16 protein-coding genes are annotated in these 16,087 nt (G+C 62.5%); 7 read left to right on the top strand and 9 right to left on the bottom strand.

From position 1 onward, the window contains the following. Positions 1–132: 132 nt before the first annotated feature. The gene (locus BN32_RS17615; RefSeq protein ID WP_019199018.1) at positions 133–390 is read right to left on the bottom strand and encodes a DUF3551 domain-containing protein; all 258 of its coding nucleotides are present in this window, start codon (positions 388–390) and stop codon (positions 133–135) included. Positions 391–790: 400 nt separating this feature from the next. On the opposite strand from BN32_RS17615, the gene BN32_RS17605 reads away from it, so the two are divergent. Then, positions 791–1,009 carry a hypothetical protein gene (locus BN32_RS17605; RefSeq protein WP_019199020.1) on the top strand — a complete coding sequence of 73 codons (219 nt, stop codon included), beginning with the start codon at positions 791–793 and terminating at the stop codon, positions 1,007–1,009. Beyond that, positions 1,006–1,872, top strand: coding sequence for an SDR family NAD(P)-dependent oxidoreductase (locus tag BN32_RS17600; protein ID WP_019199021.1), 867 nt, complete (start codon positions 1,006–1,008; stop codon positions 1,870–1,872). The genes BN32_RS17605 and BN32_RS17600 overlap by 4 nt, the downstream gene beginning before the upstream one ends. A gap of 156 nt (positions 1,873–2,028) precedes the next feature. Here BN32_RS17600 and BN32_RS17595 read toward each other — a convergent pair whose 3' ends face one another. The 5 genes from BN32_RS17595 to BN32_RS17575 all read right to left on the bottom strand — a co-directional run bounded on the left by BN32_RS17595 (position 2,029) and on the right by BN32_RS17575 (position 7,716). Then, positions 2,029–4,314 carry a xanthine dehydrogenase family protein molybdopterin-binding subunit gene (locus BN32_RS17595; RefSeq protein ID WP_019199022.1) on the bottom strand — a complete coding sequence of 762 codons (2,286 nt, stop codon included), beginning with the start codon at positions 4,312–4,314 and terminating at the stop codon, positions 2,029–2,031. Further along, entirely contained in the window at positions 4,311–4,802 is a 492-nt protein-coding gene (locus BN32_RS17590) for a (2Fe-2S)-binding protein (protein ID WP_040426636.1), read from the bottom strand. Before BN32_RS17590 ends, BN32_RS17595 begins: the two co-directional genes overlap by 4 nt. 207 nt (positions 4,803–5,009) lie before the next feature. Further along, positions 5,010–5,927: a DMT family transporter gene (locus tag BN32_RS17585; RefSeq protein ID WP_019199024.1), complete on the bottom strand. Its 918-nt coding sequence runs from the start codon at positions 5,925–5,927 to the stop codon at positions 5,010–5,012. A 75-nt stretch (positions 5,928–6,002) separates the two neighbouring features. Beyond that, on the bottom strand, positions 6,003–6,359 hold the full coding sequence (locus BN32_RS17580; RefSeq protein ID WP_040426635.1) for an AtuA-related protein: 357 nt from the start codon (positions 6,357–6,359) through the stop codon (positions 6,003–6,005). Between the two features lie 4 nt (positions 6,360–6,363). Then, a complete protein-coding gene (locus BN32_RS17575) occupies positions 6,364–7,716 on the bottom strand; it encodes an acyclic terpene utilization AtuA family protein (protein WP_019199026.1) in 1,353 nt (450 codons plus the stop codon). Between the two features lie 75 nt (positions 7,717–7,791). Here BN32_RS17575 and BN32_RS17570 point away from each other — a divergent pair, with 75 nt between their 5' ends. Beyond that, positions 7,792–8,121, top strand: a complete 330-nt coding sequence (locus BN32_RS17570) for a hypothetical protein (RefSeq protein WP_040426885.1) — start codon at positions 7,792–7,794, stop codon at positions 8,119–8,121. A 146-nt stretch (positions 8,122–8,267) separates the two neighbouring features. On the opposite strand, the gene BN32_RS17565 is transcribed toward BN32_RS17570, so the two are convergent. The 3 genes from BN32_RS17565 to BN32_RS17555 all read right to left on the bottom strand — a co-directional run bounded on the left by BN32_RS17565 (position 8,268) and on the right by BN32_RS17555 (position 10,088). Next, positions 8,268–8,834 (bottom strand): polysaccharide biosynthesis/export family protein, encoded by a 567-nt coding sequence (locus BN32_RS17565; RefSeq protein ID WP_019199028.1) that lies wholly within the window; start codon positions 8,832–8,834, stop codon positions 8,268–8,270. Between the two features lie 118 nt (positions 8,835–8,952). Then, positions 8,953–9,606 (bottom strand): peptide-methionine (S)-S-oxide reductase MsrA, encoded by a 654-nt coding sequence (gene msrA, locus BN32_RS17560; protein WP_019199029.1) that lies wholly within the window; start codon positions 9,604–9,606, stop codon positions 8,953–8,955. A gap of 164 nt (positions 9,607–9,770) precedes the next feature. Beyond that, positions 9,771–10,088, bottom strand: coding sequence for a hypothetical protein (locus BN32_RS17555; protein WP_019199030.1), 318 nt, complete (start codon positions 10,086–10,088; stop codon positions 9,771–9,773). 311 nt (positions 10,089–10,399) lie between these two features. Here BN32_RS17555 and rpsT point away from each other — a divergent pair, with 311 nt between their 5' ends. The 4 genes from rpsT to recF all read left to right on the top strand — a co-directional run bounded on the left by rpsT (position 10,400) and on the right by recF (position 15,870). Beyond that, a complete protein-coding gene (gene rpsT, locus BN32_RS17550) occupies positions 10,400–10,666 on the top strand; it encodes a 30S ribosomal protein S20 (RefSeq protein ID WP_019199031.1) in 267 nt (88 codons plus the stop codon). 1,172 nt (positions 10,667–11,838) lie between these two features. Continuing rightward, positions 11,839–13,308 carry a chromosomal replication initiator protein DnaA gene (gene dnaA, locus BN32_RS17545; RefSeq protein WP_019199032.1) on the top strand — a complete coding sequence of 490 codons (1,470 nt, stop codon included), beginning with the start codon at positions 11,839–11,841 and terminating at the stop codon, positions 13,306–13,308. 272 nt (positions 13,309–13,580) lie between these two features. Then, positions 13,581–14,699, top strand: a complete 1,119-nt coding sequence (dnaN, locus tag BN32_RS17540; protein WP_019199033.1) for a DNA polymerase III subunit beta — start codon at positions 13,581–13,583, stop codon at positions 14,697–14,699. Positions 14,700–14,730: 31 nt separating this feature from the next. After that, positions 14,731–15,870, top strand: coding sequence for a DNA replication/repair protein RecF (recF, locus tag BN32_RS17535; protein ID WP_019199034.1), 1,140 nt, complete (start codon positions 14,731–14,733; stop codon positions 15,868–15,870). Positions 15,871–16,087 lie beyond the last annotated feature (217 nt).

Below are 16,087 nucleotides of genomic sequence, written 5' to 3'. Positions count from 1 at the left end.
TGCGACGATACCTGCCGCGTTAGGGGAAAATTCAGCTTAACGCACGGCGTGGTGCATGGCAGACATCGGCGATCTGCAGTTACGTCGCGTATCCGCGATTTGCCGCTCCGTCCGCGAACTGGACGCTGCGTGTCAGTAACGCGGAACGCGGCGCGGACGCACGGGCACAGCGTTTCGGTCAGCCTGAGAAAGCCAGTAATTCGGTTGGCAATAAGCAGCCGTACCGGAGATCGCGGCCAAACACTGCTCGTAAGTATCGTATCGGCAGTCGCCCGGCCCCGCGTCGCCTTTCCTGCAGAACGGATAGTCGTACGCGGCCGAGAACTCCGTGCCGAGAAATGAGAACGCTGCGATTCCGATCGCTGTCAGTATGACTTTCCGCTTGTCCATCGCGTACGATCTCCAGTCAGGGCAATATCTGACCAACCGTTCCTCCGGTGCGGGTGCCCGTCAAGCAACGAATCTGTGACCCGATTTCGGCAGAGTGTCGTCAGCCCAGCGCGGCTGGTGTCGTCCGGCAGCATCCGCTTGAACAGTGCGATTATGCGCTCTGCTTCTTTCGGCTCAAGCGTAATGGCGTGCCGGACTGCGGCCGCAAAAACGGCGCCGCGGCAGCAGCGGTGTGGATGCGCGACCTGAAGGACTGGACCTTCTGGGATCATCTGCGGACGATTGCCTCTGCCGCCGCCAGCGCATTGTTCGTGGTCGCACTTGCCGCGCGATGAAAGCGTTGACCGGGCGCGGCAGAACCCTTGTATACTGGCGACTAGCGGTCATACGAGAGGTTGGCATGCGCAAGGTGATCGAATTCGACGACAACACCTATCAGGCGCTGGTGCAGCTCGGACGGGACCGGATGGCGACGCTTCAGGAGCTTGCAGATGAATCCTTCGCCGATCTTCTGAAGAAACACGGCGTGCCGAAAGACCTGCGGGAGGCACTGCGCCGAAGCGCCAAGGCCTCCGCGCCCGTCGCGAAGCGCAAGAAGAAAACCGCCCGCCGCAAATGACGCTCGCCTCTGGCCGACATGCTGCTCCTGCCGGCCCGGTGCTGATCACCGGATGCTCCAGCGGCGTCGGCCGCGCCGCGGCGACGATTTTCCGCGCAGCAGGTTATGAGACTTTCGCAACCGCCCGTGATCCATCGACGCTCGACGATCTGCGCGCACTGGGTTGCCGCACGCTGGCGCTTGATGTCACCGACGAGACTGCAAGGCGCGCGGCCGTGGATGCCATTGAGCGTGAATTCGGCGCGGTCGGAGTTCTCGTCAACAATGCCGGTTATGGCCAGTACGGTCCGCTGGAAGAGATTTCGCTCGACGCCCTGCGGCTGCAGTTCGAAACCAATGTCTTCGGCGGCTTAAGACTGTCGCAGCTGGTGCTGCCCGCCATGCGGCAAGCAAAACACGGACGCATCGTCAATGTCAGTTCGGTGGCGGGACGCGTCAGTTCGATCGGCGGCGGCGCGTATCATGCCACGAAGTTTGCCATCGAAGCGCTGACCGACGCCCTGCGTCCGGAGGTCGAACCTTTCGGCATTGACGTCGTCAACGTGCTGCCGGGTCCCATCGCCACGCACTTCGAGGCGACGCTGCTGAAAAGCATTCCGGACACCGGGCAGCAAAGTCCCTACGCTTATTTCAAGCAGCGCCTTGCTCAGCGCATGCGTAGCTTCCTCGATCCTCATCGATTCGGCGTGATGTCGGCGGAGACCGTGGCGCGCACCGTCTTCAAGGCCGCGACAGCAAATCGGCCAGGAACGCGTTACAACGTGGGCCTCGTCGCGCATCTTGGCCCCATCGGCCGCGCCCTGACGCCTGACCGCGTCGTGGACTTCATAACGCGGCGGAAGGTGCCGGTCGAAAAGAAATAGTCGGGACTTGATACGAATTCACCCTCTCCCCTTGTGGGAGAGGGGGCGAAGCCACGAAGCGGGTGAGGGGTCTGCACTTTCACGATGAGACCTAGCCCCTCACCCGGTTTCTCACTGCGTTCGAAACCACCCTCTCCCACAAGGGGAGAGGGAAGTTTACGCCTTCTTCATACCGGCCTTCACCGCATCCGCCGTGATCGGCAGTGAGCGCACGCGCGCGCCGACCGCGTTGTAGATGGCGTTGGCCAGCGCCGGAGCCACCACCGTCACCGCGGGTTCGCCGACGCCGGTCGCGGGTTCGCCATTGGCAATAACGGCGATCGCCACCTCCGGAACCTGGCTCATCCGCATCGGGGTGTAGGTGTCGAAGTTGGTCTGCTCGATCGCGCCATCCTTCATGGTGGCCTTCTCGAACAGCGCCAGCGACATGCCCCACAGCGCCGCGCCCTCGACCTGGGCGCGGATGCCGTCGGGGTTCACCTGCGTGCCAACATCGGTGGCCACGGTGAGCTTCTTCACCTTGACCTCGCCGCTGTCGTCCACCGCGACATGGGCGACGCACGCCGTCCAGCTCGCGGTGGCGCGTTCCTGCGACGACACGCAGGCGACGCCCATGCCTTCACCCTTGGGCAGTTTCTTGGTGCCGTAACCGGCAAGACCCATCGCCGCGAGCAGCGTGTTGCGCAGCCGTTGCGCGCCGCCGGCATTGGCGCCCGCGCCATCGAGCAGATCGATGCGGAACTGCGCCGGGTCCTTCCCCGAAGCCACCGCCAGTTCATCGAGCATGCTTTCCACCGCCCAGAAGGTCCAGCCGGGAGCCACCGAGCGCAACTGGCCCGAGGGGGTGGCCGACTGCGCCAGCTCGTTGATGATGGCGCGGACATTGTGGTTGGGCACCGTATAGAAGAAATCCGCGCCGTTCACCGTAAAGGCATCGAGCGCGCCCTTCTTCTCGACATCCGGCGACAGGAACGCCGGGATGCCCCAGCGCTTGGTCGGCCAGGCGCTGACCACGTCATGATTGAACGCAATCAGCTTGCCGCTGTCGTCGAGACCGGCCTTGATCTTCTGGAAGGTCAACGGACGCGAGAAGTCCATGGTGGTGTCGTCCTCGCGCGAGTAGATGACCTTCACCGGCTTGCCGACGGCTTTCGCCGCAAGCACCGCCGGCACCAGCATGTCGCCGTCGAGACGCCGGCCGAAGCCGCCGCCCAGCCATGCCTGATGCATCACGATGAACTTCGGATCGATGCCGAGCGCACCGGCGGCGATCCCGCCCGAACGGGTAGCGAACTGGTTGCCGGTATAAACGTGCCAGATATCGCCCTGCTGCTGCGCCGTGGCGTTCATCGGCTCCATCGGCGCATGGATGTTGATGTTGGTGGTGTACTCCGCCTCCATCACCTTCGATGCCTTGCCGAGCGCCTCCGCCGTATCGCCATTCTTGACAAAGAACAGCCCCGACGCGTTGTCGGCCTGCAGCCGCTTGGCTTCCGCCAGCAGGGATTCGCTCGAGACCTTGGCGTTCGGCCCGTTGTCGTAGGTGACCTTGAGCGCGGCCGCCGCCTTCTTGGCGTTGGCAAAGGTGTTGGCCACCGCCACCACCCAGCCCGTGGTGGTGCCGGTCTTGTCTTCCAGCGTCACCGCCTTGATAAAACCCGGCACTTTCTTGGCCGCCGAGTCATCCACCGACTTCACCGTCGCGCCATAGCGCACCGGCGGCATCACGATTTTGCCGTAGACCATGCCGGGCAGGAACGTATCGATGCCGTACTTCGCCGTGCCGTTAGTCTTCGCCGGAATGTCGATTTGCGGGATCGACTGGCCGACCAGCGTGTACTGATCCGGCGCCTTCAGCTTGAGCGCTTTCAGCTCATCGGCCGAAAACTTCTTTGTTGCCTTGCCGCTCTTCACGACCTCCGCGAAGCTCAGCGACTTCTTCGATTTCGGATGCGAGATTCTGGAATCACGCACCACAAGTTCGCCGGCCGGGACACCCATCATGCCGGCTGCGGCTTCGGTCAACGCGATGCGGCCGGCGGCGCCCGCGCGGCTCATGGCGTCGAAGTTCATCATCGTGCTCCAGGAGCCGCCCGTGATCTGCACGCCAAGAACCGGATCATTGTATTTCGGATCGTTGGAGGCGAGTTGAACCCGCATATCCTTCCAGCTTGCGCCCAGTTCTTCAGCCACAAGCTGCGCCATGGTGGAGGCAATGTGTTGCCCCATGTCGGCCTTGCCGCAGGTCACGGTAACAAGCCCGTCCGGCGCGATCGAGTACCACACACTCGGATCAAACGTTGCGGGCGTGGCAGGTGCAGCAAGCGCGGATGATCCCGGAACCGACGCGAAGCCGAGCGCGAGGCCCGCAGCAGAGGTGCCGACGATAAACGAGCGGCGGCTGAGATCTGTCGATGTTTCGACAGTGATGTGCTTATTCATGTTGCCCTCCGATCCGCCGGCGCGTTCGAAGCGGTGCGCATATCGTTGGCTGCGCGCATGATCGCTTTCTGAATGCGCGAATAGGTCATGCAGCGGCAAAGGTTGCCGTCCATGTGCGCGACGACTTCATCCCTGGTCGGATTGGTGTTCTTGGCGAGCAGCGACGCCGCCTGCATGATCTGGCCGGACTGGCAGTAACCGCACTGCGGCACCTGCTCGAGAATCCACGCCTTCTGCAGCGGATGATCGCCCTTGGCGCTCAAGCCTTCGATGGTGGTGATCTTCTTGCCGGCCACGTCGCTCAGCGCAGTCTGGCACGAGCGCACCGCCTCGCCGTTGACATGTACTGTGCATGCGCCGCAAAGACCCGCGCCGCAGCCAAATTTCGTCCCTGTCATTTGAAGCTGTTCGCGAATAACCCAGAGCAGCGGCGTATCGTTCGCCGCTTCGACGGACACATTCCGCCCGTTAATGCTTATCGTGGGCATTTTTTCGTTTCCCCGCCGGTGCACGACATCGCTTACGGCGATGACTCACATCAAGGTCGTCCGCCCACCACGCACCGGTCGGTAGCAAGCCACCGGAGAATGGTCGCGTTCACAACCGCTGGCAACAAAATTAGAATCGATCAAAACAAAATGATGGCGTATGAGCGCGGCAGCGCCGTTGTGCAACGCCGCAAGCGGCGCAGGCCGCTAGCTGACAGGGGGAGTTGCGCGCTTGGGAATCGTCATTGCGGCAATCCCGGCAACGACGCAAACCAGACCGATCCAGATCGTGGGCGAGAGTGTTTCGCCCAGAACCACCACGCCAAGACCGACGCCGAGCGGCACGCGCAGGTAAGCCTGCGCGGTGGTGCCGACCGGTCCCAGCGTCTGGATCAGGCGGAAATAGATCACGAAGGCGAGCGCGGTCGAGAACACCGCAAGCGCAATCAGGGCTGTGATGGACGCCGCCGACGGTGTCAGCGTCCATGGCCGGTCGATGATCAAACTGAGCGGCGTCAGCATAACCGCGCCGCAGATCAACGAGCCGGCGGCCGGCACCATCGGATCGAGCCCGTTGAAATTGCGCCCGAACAGCACGGCCGCACCGAACAGGACCGCGGAGAGCACCAGTGCAAGCTGCGCGATGACATCCTGTCCCAATCCGTTCAGTGCATCGACGCCCACGACCAGACAGATTCCGGCGAGACCTGCCGCAACACCGAACGACTGGCGCAAGGTCGGACGCTCGTGACGCACGAACAGCAGCGCCAGCAGGAAGGCAAAGATCGGTGCGTTCGAACCCAGGATGGTCGCGAGACCGGCGCCGACGTGCTGCTGCGCATAGGCGATCAGCGTGAAAGGGATCACGCTGTTGAGACAGGACTGAATCATGAACCGCTTCCACACCGCTGGATCGCGCGGCATGGTGATGCCACGCAGGCGCATGATCGCCAGCAGAATGCCGCCTGCGATCAGCGTGCGCGCGGCGATCAGGGTCAGCGGCGGAATGGTCTCGACGCCGATCTTGACCAGCGTGTAGGCCGCACCCCACAGCGTCGCCAGCAGCACCAGCAAGGCAAGATTGATCGCGGTGCGCGAGGGTGGCGTCTCGATTGCGAGTGTCATGTCGCGCCGTCAGCTTTCTGTTCGCGGCGACGTTGCCACGCCGGCGCAGTTCATTGTTTCGATACGGGTCGAAGCTTATCCGCCGCGCAGCAGATTCGAATACTGCTCCGGCACCTCGATGTCGAAGCCGAGGATCGCCGCCGAGAGCGCCTTTCCGTAATTGTCGAGGCTGAGGCTGCGCGATACACCGCCGCCGAGCGCACCCTCCGCCACGAAGTTCAGCGCGGCGAGATTGTCGGCTTCATAGCGCGTGACATCGCCCTTGATTGCGCCGCGATAGAACGCCTTGAACCGCGCCGCGGTCAGTTGCTCTTTCAGCAAGGGATAGAATTCGTCGCAATAGGCGATGACGGCGATGTTCGAGGTGTTGCCCTTGTCGCCGGAGCGCACATGCGCGACGCGTTCAAGTTTGACCTGCAAAGTCCCTTGCATGGCTTCAGCTCTCATACCTGGTGATGGCGGGGGGCACCGCTTCGCGCGGGACCAAAGTGGACCACACGCCGATGATCTCGCGGGCACGGTCCTGATGCGGCACCCGCTTGCCGGTCATGCCCACACCTGACACGGCCATGCCGTCGATCTCACGGCCGACCTTCAAGGCCTCCTCACGCGTCCTGCAGCGCGCCGCGACGCGCACCGCGACTTCATAAGGCTCCGGCGCATCCTTTGGTGTGGCTTCGCCATGAATCGCATTGAGGCCGAGGAAATCGATCCGCAGGTCGTCGGTCTTCAGGTCCACGATGCGAAACCGCTCTTCCAGAATCCGCTTCGCTAACTGCGCACGGCGCAGCGCGCCCGGCCCTGCATAGAAGAACATGTCCTCGCCGATGAAGCCTTCCATACAGCCCATCGAGACTTTCAGCGTCGGCGTCCGCGGCTTGCCGCCGATATTGCTGACGCGCATACGGTCCGGCCCAACCTGCTCGAGCGCGGCAGTGGTGAAATCAACCACCACGTCCGGCGTGATGTAGTTCGCCGGATCGTGCACCTCGTAGAGCATCTGCTCCTTTACCGTCATGGCATTGATCGCGCCGCCGGTGCCCGCGACTTTCGCGATCACCGCGCTGCCATCCGCTTCCACCTCGGCAATCGGAAAGGCCAGATCCCACGGGTCCGGCACATCCTTGAAACCAGGGTCGGCGAAATAACCGCCGGTGACCTGCGCCCCGCATTCCAGCAAATGCCCGAGACCGCTGCCCGCGCCAAGCCGATCGAAATCATCCGCCCGCCAGCCGAATTCGTGCATCATCGGCGCGAGAAACAGCGACGGGTCGGCGACCCGGCCGGTGATGACGATGTCCGCGCCCTGACGCAGCGCTTCGACAATCGGCTCCGCGCCGAGATAGGCTTCCGCTGAAATGATCTCCGGCGCGATGGAGGCGACCTGCGCGCCGCTTTCGAGAATGGTGCCGCCGAGTTTCGCGATCCGGTCGGTGATCAGACTGCCCGAGACCGCGGCGACCTTCTTTCGTTTTGCTCCATGTTCGCGCAGGAGTTCGACGATGCGCTGCGCCGCGCCGTCCGGATTGATCCAGCCCTGGTTGCTGATGATCTTCGTGCCGCGCTTCAGGCAACCCGGCAGCACCGCCTTCATGCGGTCGTCGAGATAGGTGTCGTATCCGGGAAATGACGGATCACGCCGCTTGCGCACCTGCGCTGCGGAGACGGTCGCTTCCGCCATGGTTTCGAAACAGAGATAATCGAGGTCGCCCCGCTCGGCGTTGAGTTTCGCCGGCTCGATGCGGTCACCCCACCACGCCGATCCCGCACCTATCCGCAAACGCGACAAAAAGTTGATCCTTCCCCGGAATTTTCGTTGGTCTTTCGGCTTGCCTTGACCGGCAAATCCAACAAGTATTTGCGCATGAAACTAGTTGTCTTCACAGCGCTTGTCGCCCTTATCCTTGCGCATACCCCCGTGCACGCGAGGCAGTTGCCGCCCTCCCCGTTCACCACGACGCTGTCCAACCACACGCCGCTGGTGTTCGGTATGAGCGTGGAGGACGCGACCGAGGCGCTCGGACAACCGCTGAGCTATGTCAGCGGGCGGCCCGGCAACGAAATCTTTCTGGTGATCCGCAATGTCGGCGGCAGCCGCTGGTCGTTCCGCGACAATCCGCTTTATCTGCAATTCCGCGGCGGCCGTCTGACCGGCTGGAAGGCCGACTGGAGCCGCAACTGGATGTGGCGATAGGGCGGCACTCAGAGATCCCGAATTGACACCGAGCCGTCGCCGGATGGAACGCAGCGATGTCCTGAGGCGCGAACATCGTGCGCAGAATCGATGGCCTGGGGAGTATGGGTCCCGGCCTTCGCCGGGACGCCGCGCGGAGGGGCGCGTTAAAACCACCGCTCGGCGACGACGACAGTATCGCCGGGCTTGAGGAAGGTGCCGGGCGGCACAACCGCCTGCGCGGTCCCACCTTCGCCGACGCGGGTCAGCCGGATGGCATTGCGTTGCGCGCGCGGCGTGAAGCCGCCGGCAATGGCCACCGCACTCTCGAGAGTCATATTGGGCACGTAGGGATATTGTCCGGGAGCGGCGACTTCGCCGAGGATGAAGAACGGGCGATAGCTCTCGACCTCCGCGGCCACATAGGGCTCGCGCAGATAGCCTCTTTTCAGCCGCGCCGTAACGGCCGCGGCGAGTTCAGCAGGTGTCAGACCGCGCGCGGGCACCGACCCGATCAGCGGCATGATGATCGATCCGCTCGCGCCGACCGCATAGGTATTTGTGAGACCGTCCTGGCCATAAACGACGATGCGCAGCCTGTCACCGGCATCAAGCCGATACGGCTCATCGACCGGAGCGTAGCCGGTCGATACCGACGCAGACGTCCGCATGCAGCCCGTCAGCGCGAGCGCAGTGACAACGACAGCGATTAGCGACCATCGCGACGCACGCATAAAACACTCCGGGCCCGTCCTCATCTGAGAGACAGGCCCGGTTTGCGGCACGTATGGTTAACAAAGCGTTAGGCGTCCATTTGGCCGCACATGATCCGATCGAAAACGGGTCTCCAGATCATGCGCTGACGCCCACTCCGATCGGGCAGGACACGCCGGTTCCGCCAAGACCGCAGTAACCGGCGGGATTCTTCGCCAGATACTGCTGATGGTAGTCCTCGGCAAAGTAGAACTCGCCGGCCGGCTTGATCTCGGTGGTAATCGAACCGTACCGCTTGGCGTTGAGCGCCTTGTTGTAGGCGTCCTTCGAGGCCAGCGCCGCCTTCAACTGTGCATCGCTGGTGGTGTAGATCGCCGAGCGATACTGCGTGCCGATGTCGTTGCCCTGACGCATCCCCTGGGTCGGATCGTGACTTTCCCAGAACGTCTTCAGCAACGCGTCGTAGGACACCTTCTTCGGATCGAACACCACCAGCACCGCCTCGGTGTGGCCGGTGCGGCCCGAGCAGGTCTCTTCATAGGTGGGGTTCGGCGTCGATCCGCCGGCATAGCCGACCGCAGTGACATACACGCCGTCCATTTCCCAGAATTTGCGCTCGGCGCCCCAGAAGCAGCCGAGACCGAACACCGCGGTCTCGAGGCCTTCGGGATACGGCCCCTTGAGCGCATGGCCGCTGACGAAATGGGTCTTCGCGGTCGGAAGCGCTGTCGGTCGGCCAGGCAGTGCATCGGCAGCACTCGGCACTTCAAGGGGTTTGCGGGAGAAGAACATGGCTTGCTCCTTGTGGGTTGGCTTCTCTCTATAAGTATATGTGCCTTTACGCGCCGCCCGTCAGGGCGTTACGCGTAGCTGGCTCATCATATGTCCGGCATCGCCTCTTGAAATTCCGGCGGCCGCGTTCGCAGATTCCAACCGCTGGACGAACCCGTCGCCGGTCAATTCCGCGAATAGCCGATCAGCGGCTTGGCGGGCCGGAACAGCAGCATCAGCAGAATGCCCAGAAGGCCCAACACGGCCCAGGCGGGCTGGTTGAGCAGCAGCTTCATGACGCTGTTCCAGAGCAGCGGCGAGACGCCCTCAACCATAGCCTGAAACGACAGCTGGCTGGCCTGATTGATGTCGTTCCACAACTCGCCAAGCCGCGTGATCCGCAGCGTCTGGTCGGCAATGGTCCGGGCCCCATCGTAAACCAGCGACAGGAAGCCGACGACCAGCAGAAACAGCCCGATCAGACGAAAAAACCCGCGGATCATCGTTCACCCCCTATATTTCAATCACTTCGCCGAGCCCGGCAGGGACCTTAAACAGTCCCGATTGGGCCAAAATAGGCCCGGAAATCGTTGACGGTGCAGGCCAGTATCCCTATAAGAACCCCGACTGGCGGCGGGCGCAATCCTGCCGCCGATGTTCTTTAAGAGCGTGTCGTTTTAAGCAAGCTCTTTGGAAAGAACATTCTCAGGAACACCCGATTTTCACCCAGCATCGGCCGAACGGTCGATATCGATCGCTCTGCTGGCTCGATATGACAGCCGCAGACTGACCGACCGAGAGAAACCGAGAGACCATGGCCAACACCACCTCTGCCAAAAAAGCGACGCGCAAGATTGCCCGCCGTACCCTGATCAACAAGTCGCGCCGCACCCAGATGCGCGGCTCGGTTCGCAACGTCGAGGACGCCATCAAGAAGGGCGACCGCGCCGCTGCACTCGAAGCGATGAAGCAGGCCGAGCCGGATTTGATGCAGGCCGCGCAGCGCAACATCATTCACAAGAACAATGCGAGCCGGAAGGTGTCGCGCCTGACGCATCAGATCGCTAAGCTCGCGAAGTAAGCTCCGCAGCGCAATCTGAAAAAGCAGACTGACAAAAGAGCCCGGCTGACGCCGGGCTTTTTCTTTTGCCGTCGCTTCATCGTTCGCAAACATTCTTCATCGCGACTCGATCGGCGGCACGTAGGCACCGCAGAGAGTGCACATGCGAAGAGCGCGCGCTGCGCTTCCGATCTTTTGAAAAAGCAAGTGCGCGAGCGCACCGACTCCAGAATGCCGACAAGGGTTACCCTGTTCGGTCGATCACAAAAATGCACGCGCGGCGAAGACCTTATCGGCATAGCGCACGGCAGCACTTGGAAAACGCAGGCGCCGCCTGATGAATCTTAAATTATTTATGAAGGAAGTTTTGACGATCGGCCGATTTGTGACAGCTGTCCGACTTCTCGAATCTTCGCACAGATTCAAAACCTTGCCGTTTTGTCACGAAGACGCGCCCGTTTCACATCGCCCGCAAGTCGCACTTTGAGCGCGCGATGCGAAATCAATTCCGTTGCGAGCCGTAGCGCCTCGTGTATTTCTTAGTACGTCACGTCGTCCACGGCTCTTCTGATCAGCGCGGTTTGAGAACCTTGGGCGGGCATGCAAGTCAGGACAGTCTGCAGGCTAGCGACGCTTTCCAAGCGATGGTCGGATCCGAACTCACATGATTTGTGGGGCCGGTACCCTGTGTGAAAATTCTCCGCCGCGGCCGGGACACTCCGGCCCCCGGATCAAAAGTGAGAAGCCGCACAGAGTAAAGCATCCACCGGCTTCGAAAGACAGGGGACAGGGTTGGACGGGCAAAACGAAGCGAGTTGATGTCTGATCGATCAGCGGATCGGACGATATGAGATTTGAACACATCAAGGCGACAACAACTTGCCGCGAATTTCCCGCGGCAGGAGGGGGAATATCTATGTCCAGCAGCCAGAGCCGACAGAACGACTTTGCAGCATTCATTTCCAGCGATGTTGTTTCCGTGAACGCGCCAGCTGCCCCCTGCGGTCCGCCAATCCGGCACAGTACGCGCTAACGCCACACGCGCCTTCCCTCCCAATTCAGCGCCACGCGGCGATCAACGCCGAACGGCGGAGCGTCCGAGGACGAAGGAAGGAGCGCATGTCGGCGGGCGGCCCCACTCATTTCACGGCGACCACGCCGGATCACACATCAACCAGAAGATCAGAACGCAAATGACAATCTCGGCAGAAACAATCTCAACGAACCTCGGACTGGCAGACGTCGAACGCGATCAGTGGGCCCGGTTCAAGGGACGGCTCCGGACCAACGTCGGCGAGGATTTCTACACCAGCTGGTTCGCGCGCATGGACCTCGAGCGCATCCATGACGACTGCGTCCACATGACGGTGCCGACCAAGTTCCTCAAAAGCTGGATCCAGGCGCACTATGCCGACCGCGTCCTGACCTGCTGGCAGTCGGAAGCGCCGAGCATCAAGCGCATTGAACTCACGGTGCGAACCGCCATGCGCTGTGCCACCCCTGTCAAGGATACGAAAGCGCCGCAGGACGAACGCCGGGCTGACAATAACCAAAGCCGGCCCGCGCCCGAGTTGCGCAATACCGCCACCGCGCCGGTTTCAGCCAGCCACGATGCGCTCGGCGGCTCGCCGCTCGATCCTCGCCTGACATTCGCAACCTTCGTGATGGGCCGTTCTAACACGCTGGCGCATGCCGCCGCCCGTCAGGTGGCCGAAGGCCGCCGCGGCGACAGCGTGATGTTCAATCCGCTTTACATTCATGCGGGCGTGGGCCTCGGCAAAACCCATCTGCTGCAGGCGGTGACCTGGGCCGGAAATTCCAATCCCGAGCGCAAGGTACTGTATCTCACGGCCGAGAAATTCATGTACGGCTTTGTCGCCGCGCTGAAATCGCAGACCGCGCTGGCCTTCAAGGAAGCGCTGCGCGGCATCGACGTGCTGGTGATCGACGACCTGCAGTTCCTGCAAGGCAAATCGACCCAGTCGGAGTTCTGCCACACTCTGAATGCGCTGATCGACGCCGGCCGTCAGGTCGTGATCGCCGCCGACCGGCCGCCGTCCGATCTCGAAAGCCTCGACGATCGGGTGCGCTCGCGTCTGGCCGGTGGCCTCGTGGTCGAAATGGGCTCACTTGGCGAAGAACTGCGGCTCGAAATCCTGAAGTCGCGCGTGTCCGCGGCGAAGGCGCATCATGCCACCTTCGACGTGCCGATGCCGGTGCTGGAATATCTCGCCAAGACCATCACCCACAACGGCCGCGACCTCGAAGGCGCGATCAACCGCCTCCTCGCTCACTCGAAGCTCAACGCAACCACCGTGACGCTGGAAATGGCCGAGCGCGAAGTGCGCGATCTGGTCCGGCCGATGGAGCCGAAGCGGGTCAAGATTGAGGACATCCAGCGGGTCGTCGCCCGGCAATACAATGTCAGCCGCTCCGACCTCCTGTCGTCGCGCCGGACCGCCAATGTGGTTCGCCCGCGTCAGGTCGCGATGTACCTCGCCAAGACGCTGACGCTGCGCTCCCTGCCTGAAATCGGACGCCGGTTCGGCGGCCGCGACCACACCACGGTTCTGCATGCCGTCCGCAAGATCGAGGCGCTGGTCTCCAAGGACCTCACGCTGTCCGACGAGGTCGAACTGCTGAAGCGCCAGCTTCAGGAGTGATCCCGCCGGCATGGTTTGGAAAGACCTGAGATAACAAAGGGGGAAAGCCGCTTCCAAGCGGTCCCTACCCTTGCGCTTCGCGCGCAACCGCGTCACCTTACGGTCCCCCGAGGCCCCGGCGAAACCTCCATTTCGTCAGGTCCGCGGGTTTCAGTCGCCGGCGCGTGCTTACCAGCCGCCCGGCACCTCCAATAACGATGTGGACTCGTCCGGCCCATCCCGGACGTGCTCCGGGACTTAAAAGTCCAGACTTGGGATCGGGCGGAATTGTCATGAAGGTTACCGTCGAGCGCGCGCAACTGCTGAAATCGCTGAGCCACGTTCATCGCGTGGTCGAACGCCGCAACACCATTCCGATCCTCGGCAACGTGCTGATCCGCGCCGACAAGTCGCGCCTCAGCCTGAAGGCCACCGACCTCGACCTCGAAGTCACCGAAACGCTGGCGGCCGAGACCGGCACCGGCGGATCGATCACCGTCCCTGCGCACATGTTCTACGACATCGTGCGCAAGCTGCCCGACGGATCGCAGATCGTTCTCGAAGGCGACGGCGACAGATCGGTTCTCGCCATCCGCGCGGGGCGTTCGCGCTTCACGCTGCAGACGCTGCCGGAAAGCGACTTCCCGGATCTTGCCGCCGGCGACATGACCCATTCGTTCACGCTGGCCGCCGCTGACATGAAGCGGCTGATCGACCGCACCCAGTTCGCGATCTCGACGGAGGAGACGCGCTACTATCTCAACGGCATCTATCTCCACGCAGCAGGCAGCGCCAAACAAGCAACGCTGCGCGCGGTGGCGACCGACGGCCACAGACTGGCGCAGGTCGATCTGCCGCTGCCGAAGAGCGCCGAGGGCATGCCGGGTGTCATCGTGCCGCGCAAGACCGTGGGCGAAGTGCAGCGTCTGATTGAAGACAACGAAGCAGAACTCAAGATCGAGCTGTCACAGGGCAAGATCCGTTTCACCATCGGCGACGTCGTACTGACCTCAAAGCTGATCGACGGCACCTTCCCGGATTATGGCCGTGTCATTCCGCAGAACAATGACAAGGAACTGATCGTCGACAAGAAGGATTTCGAGGCCGCGGTTGACCGCGTCTCGACGATTTCCAGCGAACGTGGCCGCGCCGTGAAACTCGCGCTGTCTGCCGGCAAGCTGATCCTGTCCGTGACCAATCCTGACTCGGGAAGTGCGACGGAAGAACTCGAAGTCGAGTATGCGTCCGACCCGCTCGATATCGGCTTCAACTCGCGCTACCTGCTCGACATCGCAGCCCAGATCGAAGGTGAAGTCGCCGTGCTGCGTCTTGCCGATCCCGGTTCGCCGACGCTGGTGCAGGACAAGGATTCCAAAGGCGCACTTTACGTCCTGATGCCGATGCGGGTGTAAGGGCCCGTATTCTGCTGTAAGACGGCGGACCATGACCGTCTCCCGCATCCTTCGCCTGAGCCTCACGCATTTCCGCAACTACCGCGCGGCGAGCGTCGAGACGCGCGGCGATGTTGTGGTGCTGGTCGGCCCCAATGGCGCGGGGAAAACCAATTGCCTTGAGGCGATCTCGTTTCTGTCACCGGGCCGTGGCCTGCGCCGCGCCACGCTGGACGATGTCGCGGACATCCAGGGCGATGGATCGTGGGCAGTGTCCGCTGAAGTTGAAGGTGAACTCGGTCTCGCCACCCTCGGAACCGGCATCGACGCACCGCGCGCCGACGGCACAGCATCATCTCGCCGCGTCCGCATCGACCGCGAGCCGGTGACGTCCGCAACCGCCTTCGGCGATCATCTGCGTATGGTGTGGCTGACGCCGGCGATGGACAGCCTGTTCATGGGTGCGGCCTCCGAGCGGCGGCGCTTCTTCGACCGTCTGGTGCTGGCGATCGACAGCGAGCATTCGAGCCGTGTCTCGGCGCTGGACCGTTCGCTTCGTTCCAGAAACCGCCTGCTGGAAGACCGCAATTTCGATGCGCACTGGTGCGACGCCATTGAGCGCGAAACCGCGGAGCTCGCCGTTGCGGTTGCGGCCCAGCGCGGACAGACGTTGCAGCGCCTCGCGGGAATGCTTGCCGCGCGTGGATCCGCGTCGGCATTTCCCTCCGCACTGATTGCGCTCGACGGCTGGATGGAGAATGCCCTGCTGACCGACACGGCAACTGCCGTGGAAGACCGTTACCGCGAGATGCTGCGCGAGAGCCGCGCGAAGGACGCCGCTGCCGGGCGCACGCTGAGCGGGCCGCATCTCACCGATCTGATGGTGATCTACGCGCCGAAAAATATGCCGGCCCGCGACGCCTCCACGGGCGAACAGAAGGCGCTGCTGATCGGCCTCGTGCTGGCTCACGCCAATCTTGTCGCCGAGATGACCGGCATCACCCCGCTCCTGTTGCTCGATGAAGTCGTCGCACATCTTGATCCTAACCGCCGCACCGCGCTGTTCGACGAGTTGGCGAGGCTCGGCGCGCAGGTCTGGATGACCGGTGCGGACCCCGCAGCATTCGTCGACGTCGGTGCGGGCGCGGACGTTTTCGATGTCGAAGGCGGTCATGTTTCCCGGCGCGGGTGAGGCGGAAATCAGGGGGCGGAATCGCCCCCAAAGGACATCGCGCAAGCTGCCCGAATCAGGCTTTTCCACAGCCCCGAAAACGCCGTTTCGGAGCCTTGAAAAACAGCCAAAAATTCCCATTTTATCAACAGTTTGCAGGGCGCTACTTTGTCCTAGGAGCTTAACTGTTTTCATGGCACAAATTGACAATCGAAGGCGCGTTTTTCGCGACCCGATT

Origin of the sequence: Afipia birgiae 34632, from assembly GCF_000308295.2 — a bacterium.
Taxonomy (GTDB): domain Bacteria; phylum Pseudomonadota; class Alphaproteobacteria; order Rhizobiales; family Xanthobacteraceae; genus Afipia; species Afipia birgiae.
The sequence above is the reverse complement of the archived record's forward strand: the minus strand, read 5'-3'. Positions and strand labels throughout refer to the sequence as shown.

Excerpts from the sequence above, each read along its gene's own strand:
- dnaN (WP_019199033.1), top strand. The coding sequence starts at position 13,581 with ATGAAGGTTACCGTCGAGCGCGCGCAACTGCTGAAATCGCTGAGCCAC.
- recF (WP_019199034.1), top strand. The coding sequence starts at position 14,731 with ATGACCGTCTCCCGCATCCTTCGCCTGAGCCTCACGCATTTCCGCAAC.
- BN32_RS17555 (WP_019199030.1), bottom strand. The coding sequence starts at position 10,088 with ATGATCCGCGGGTTTTTTCGTCTGATCGGGCTGTTTCTGCTGGTCGTC.
- BN32_RS17570 (WP_040426885.1), top strand. The coding sequence starts at position 7,792 with ATGAAACTAGTTGTCTTCACAGCGCTTGTCGCCCTTATCCTTGCGCAT.
- BN32_RS17600 (WP_019199021.1), top strand. The coding sequence starts at position 1,006 with ATGACGCTCGCCTCTGGCCGACATGCTGCTCCTGCCGGCCCGGTGCTG.
- BN32_RS17605 (WP_019199020.1), top strand. The coding sequence starts at position 791 with ATGCGCAAGGTGATCGAATTCGACGACAACACCTATCAGGCGCTGGTG.
- dnaA (WP_019199032.1), top strand. The coding sequence starts at position 11,839 with ATGACAATCTCGGCAGAAACAATCTCAACGAACCTCGGACTGGCAGAC.
- BN32_RS17565 (WP_019199028.1), bottom strand. The coding sequence starts at position 8,834 with ATGCGTGCGTCGCGATGGTCGCTAATCGCTGTCGTTGTCACTGCGCTC.
- msrA (WP_019199029.1), bottom strand. The coding sequence starts at position 9,606 with ATGTTCTTCTCCCGCAAACCCCTTGAAGTGCCGAGTGCTGCCGATGCA.
- BN32_RS17585 (WP_019199024.1), bottom strand. The coding sequence starts at position 5,927 with ATGACACTCGCAATCGAGACGCCACCCTCGCGCACCGCGATCAATCTT.
- rpsT (WP_019199031.1), top strand. The coding sequence starts at position 10,400 with ATGGCCAACACCACCTCTGCCAAAAAAGCGACGCGCAAGATTGCCCGC.
- BN32_RS17590 (WP_040426636.1), bottom strand. The coding sequence starts at position 4,802 with ATGCCCACGATAAGCATTAACGGGCGGAATGTGTCCGTCGAAGCGGCG.
- BN32_RS17615 (WP_019199018.1), bottom strand. The coding sequence starts at position 390 with ATGGACAAGCGGAAAGTCATACTGACAGCGATCGGAATCGCAGCGTTC.
- BN32_RS17595 (WP_019199022.1), bottom strand. The coding sequence starts at position 4,314 with ATGAATAAGCACATCACTGTCGAAACATCGACAGATCTCAGCCGCCGC.
- BN32_RS17580 (WP_040426635.1), bottom strand. The coding sequence starts at position 6,359 with ATGCAAGGGACTTTGCAGGTCAAACTTGAACGCGTCGCGCATGTGCGC.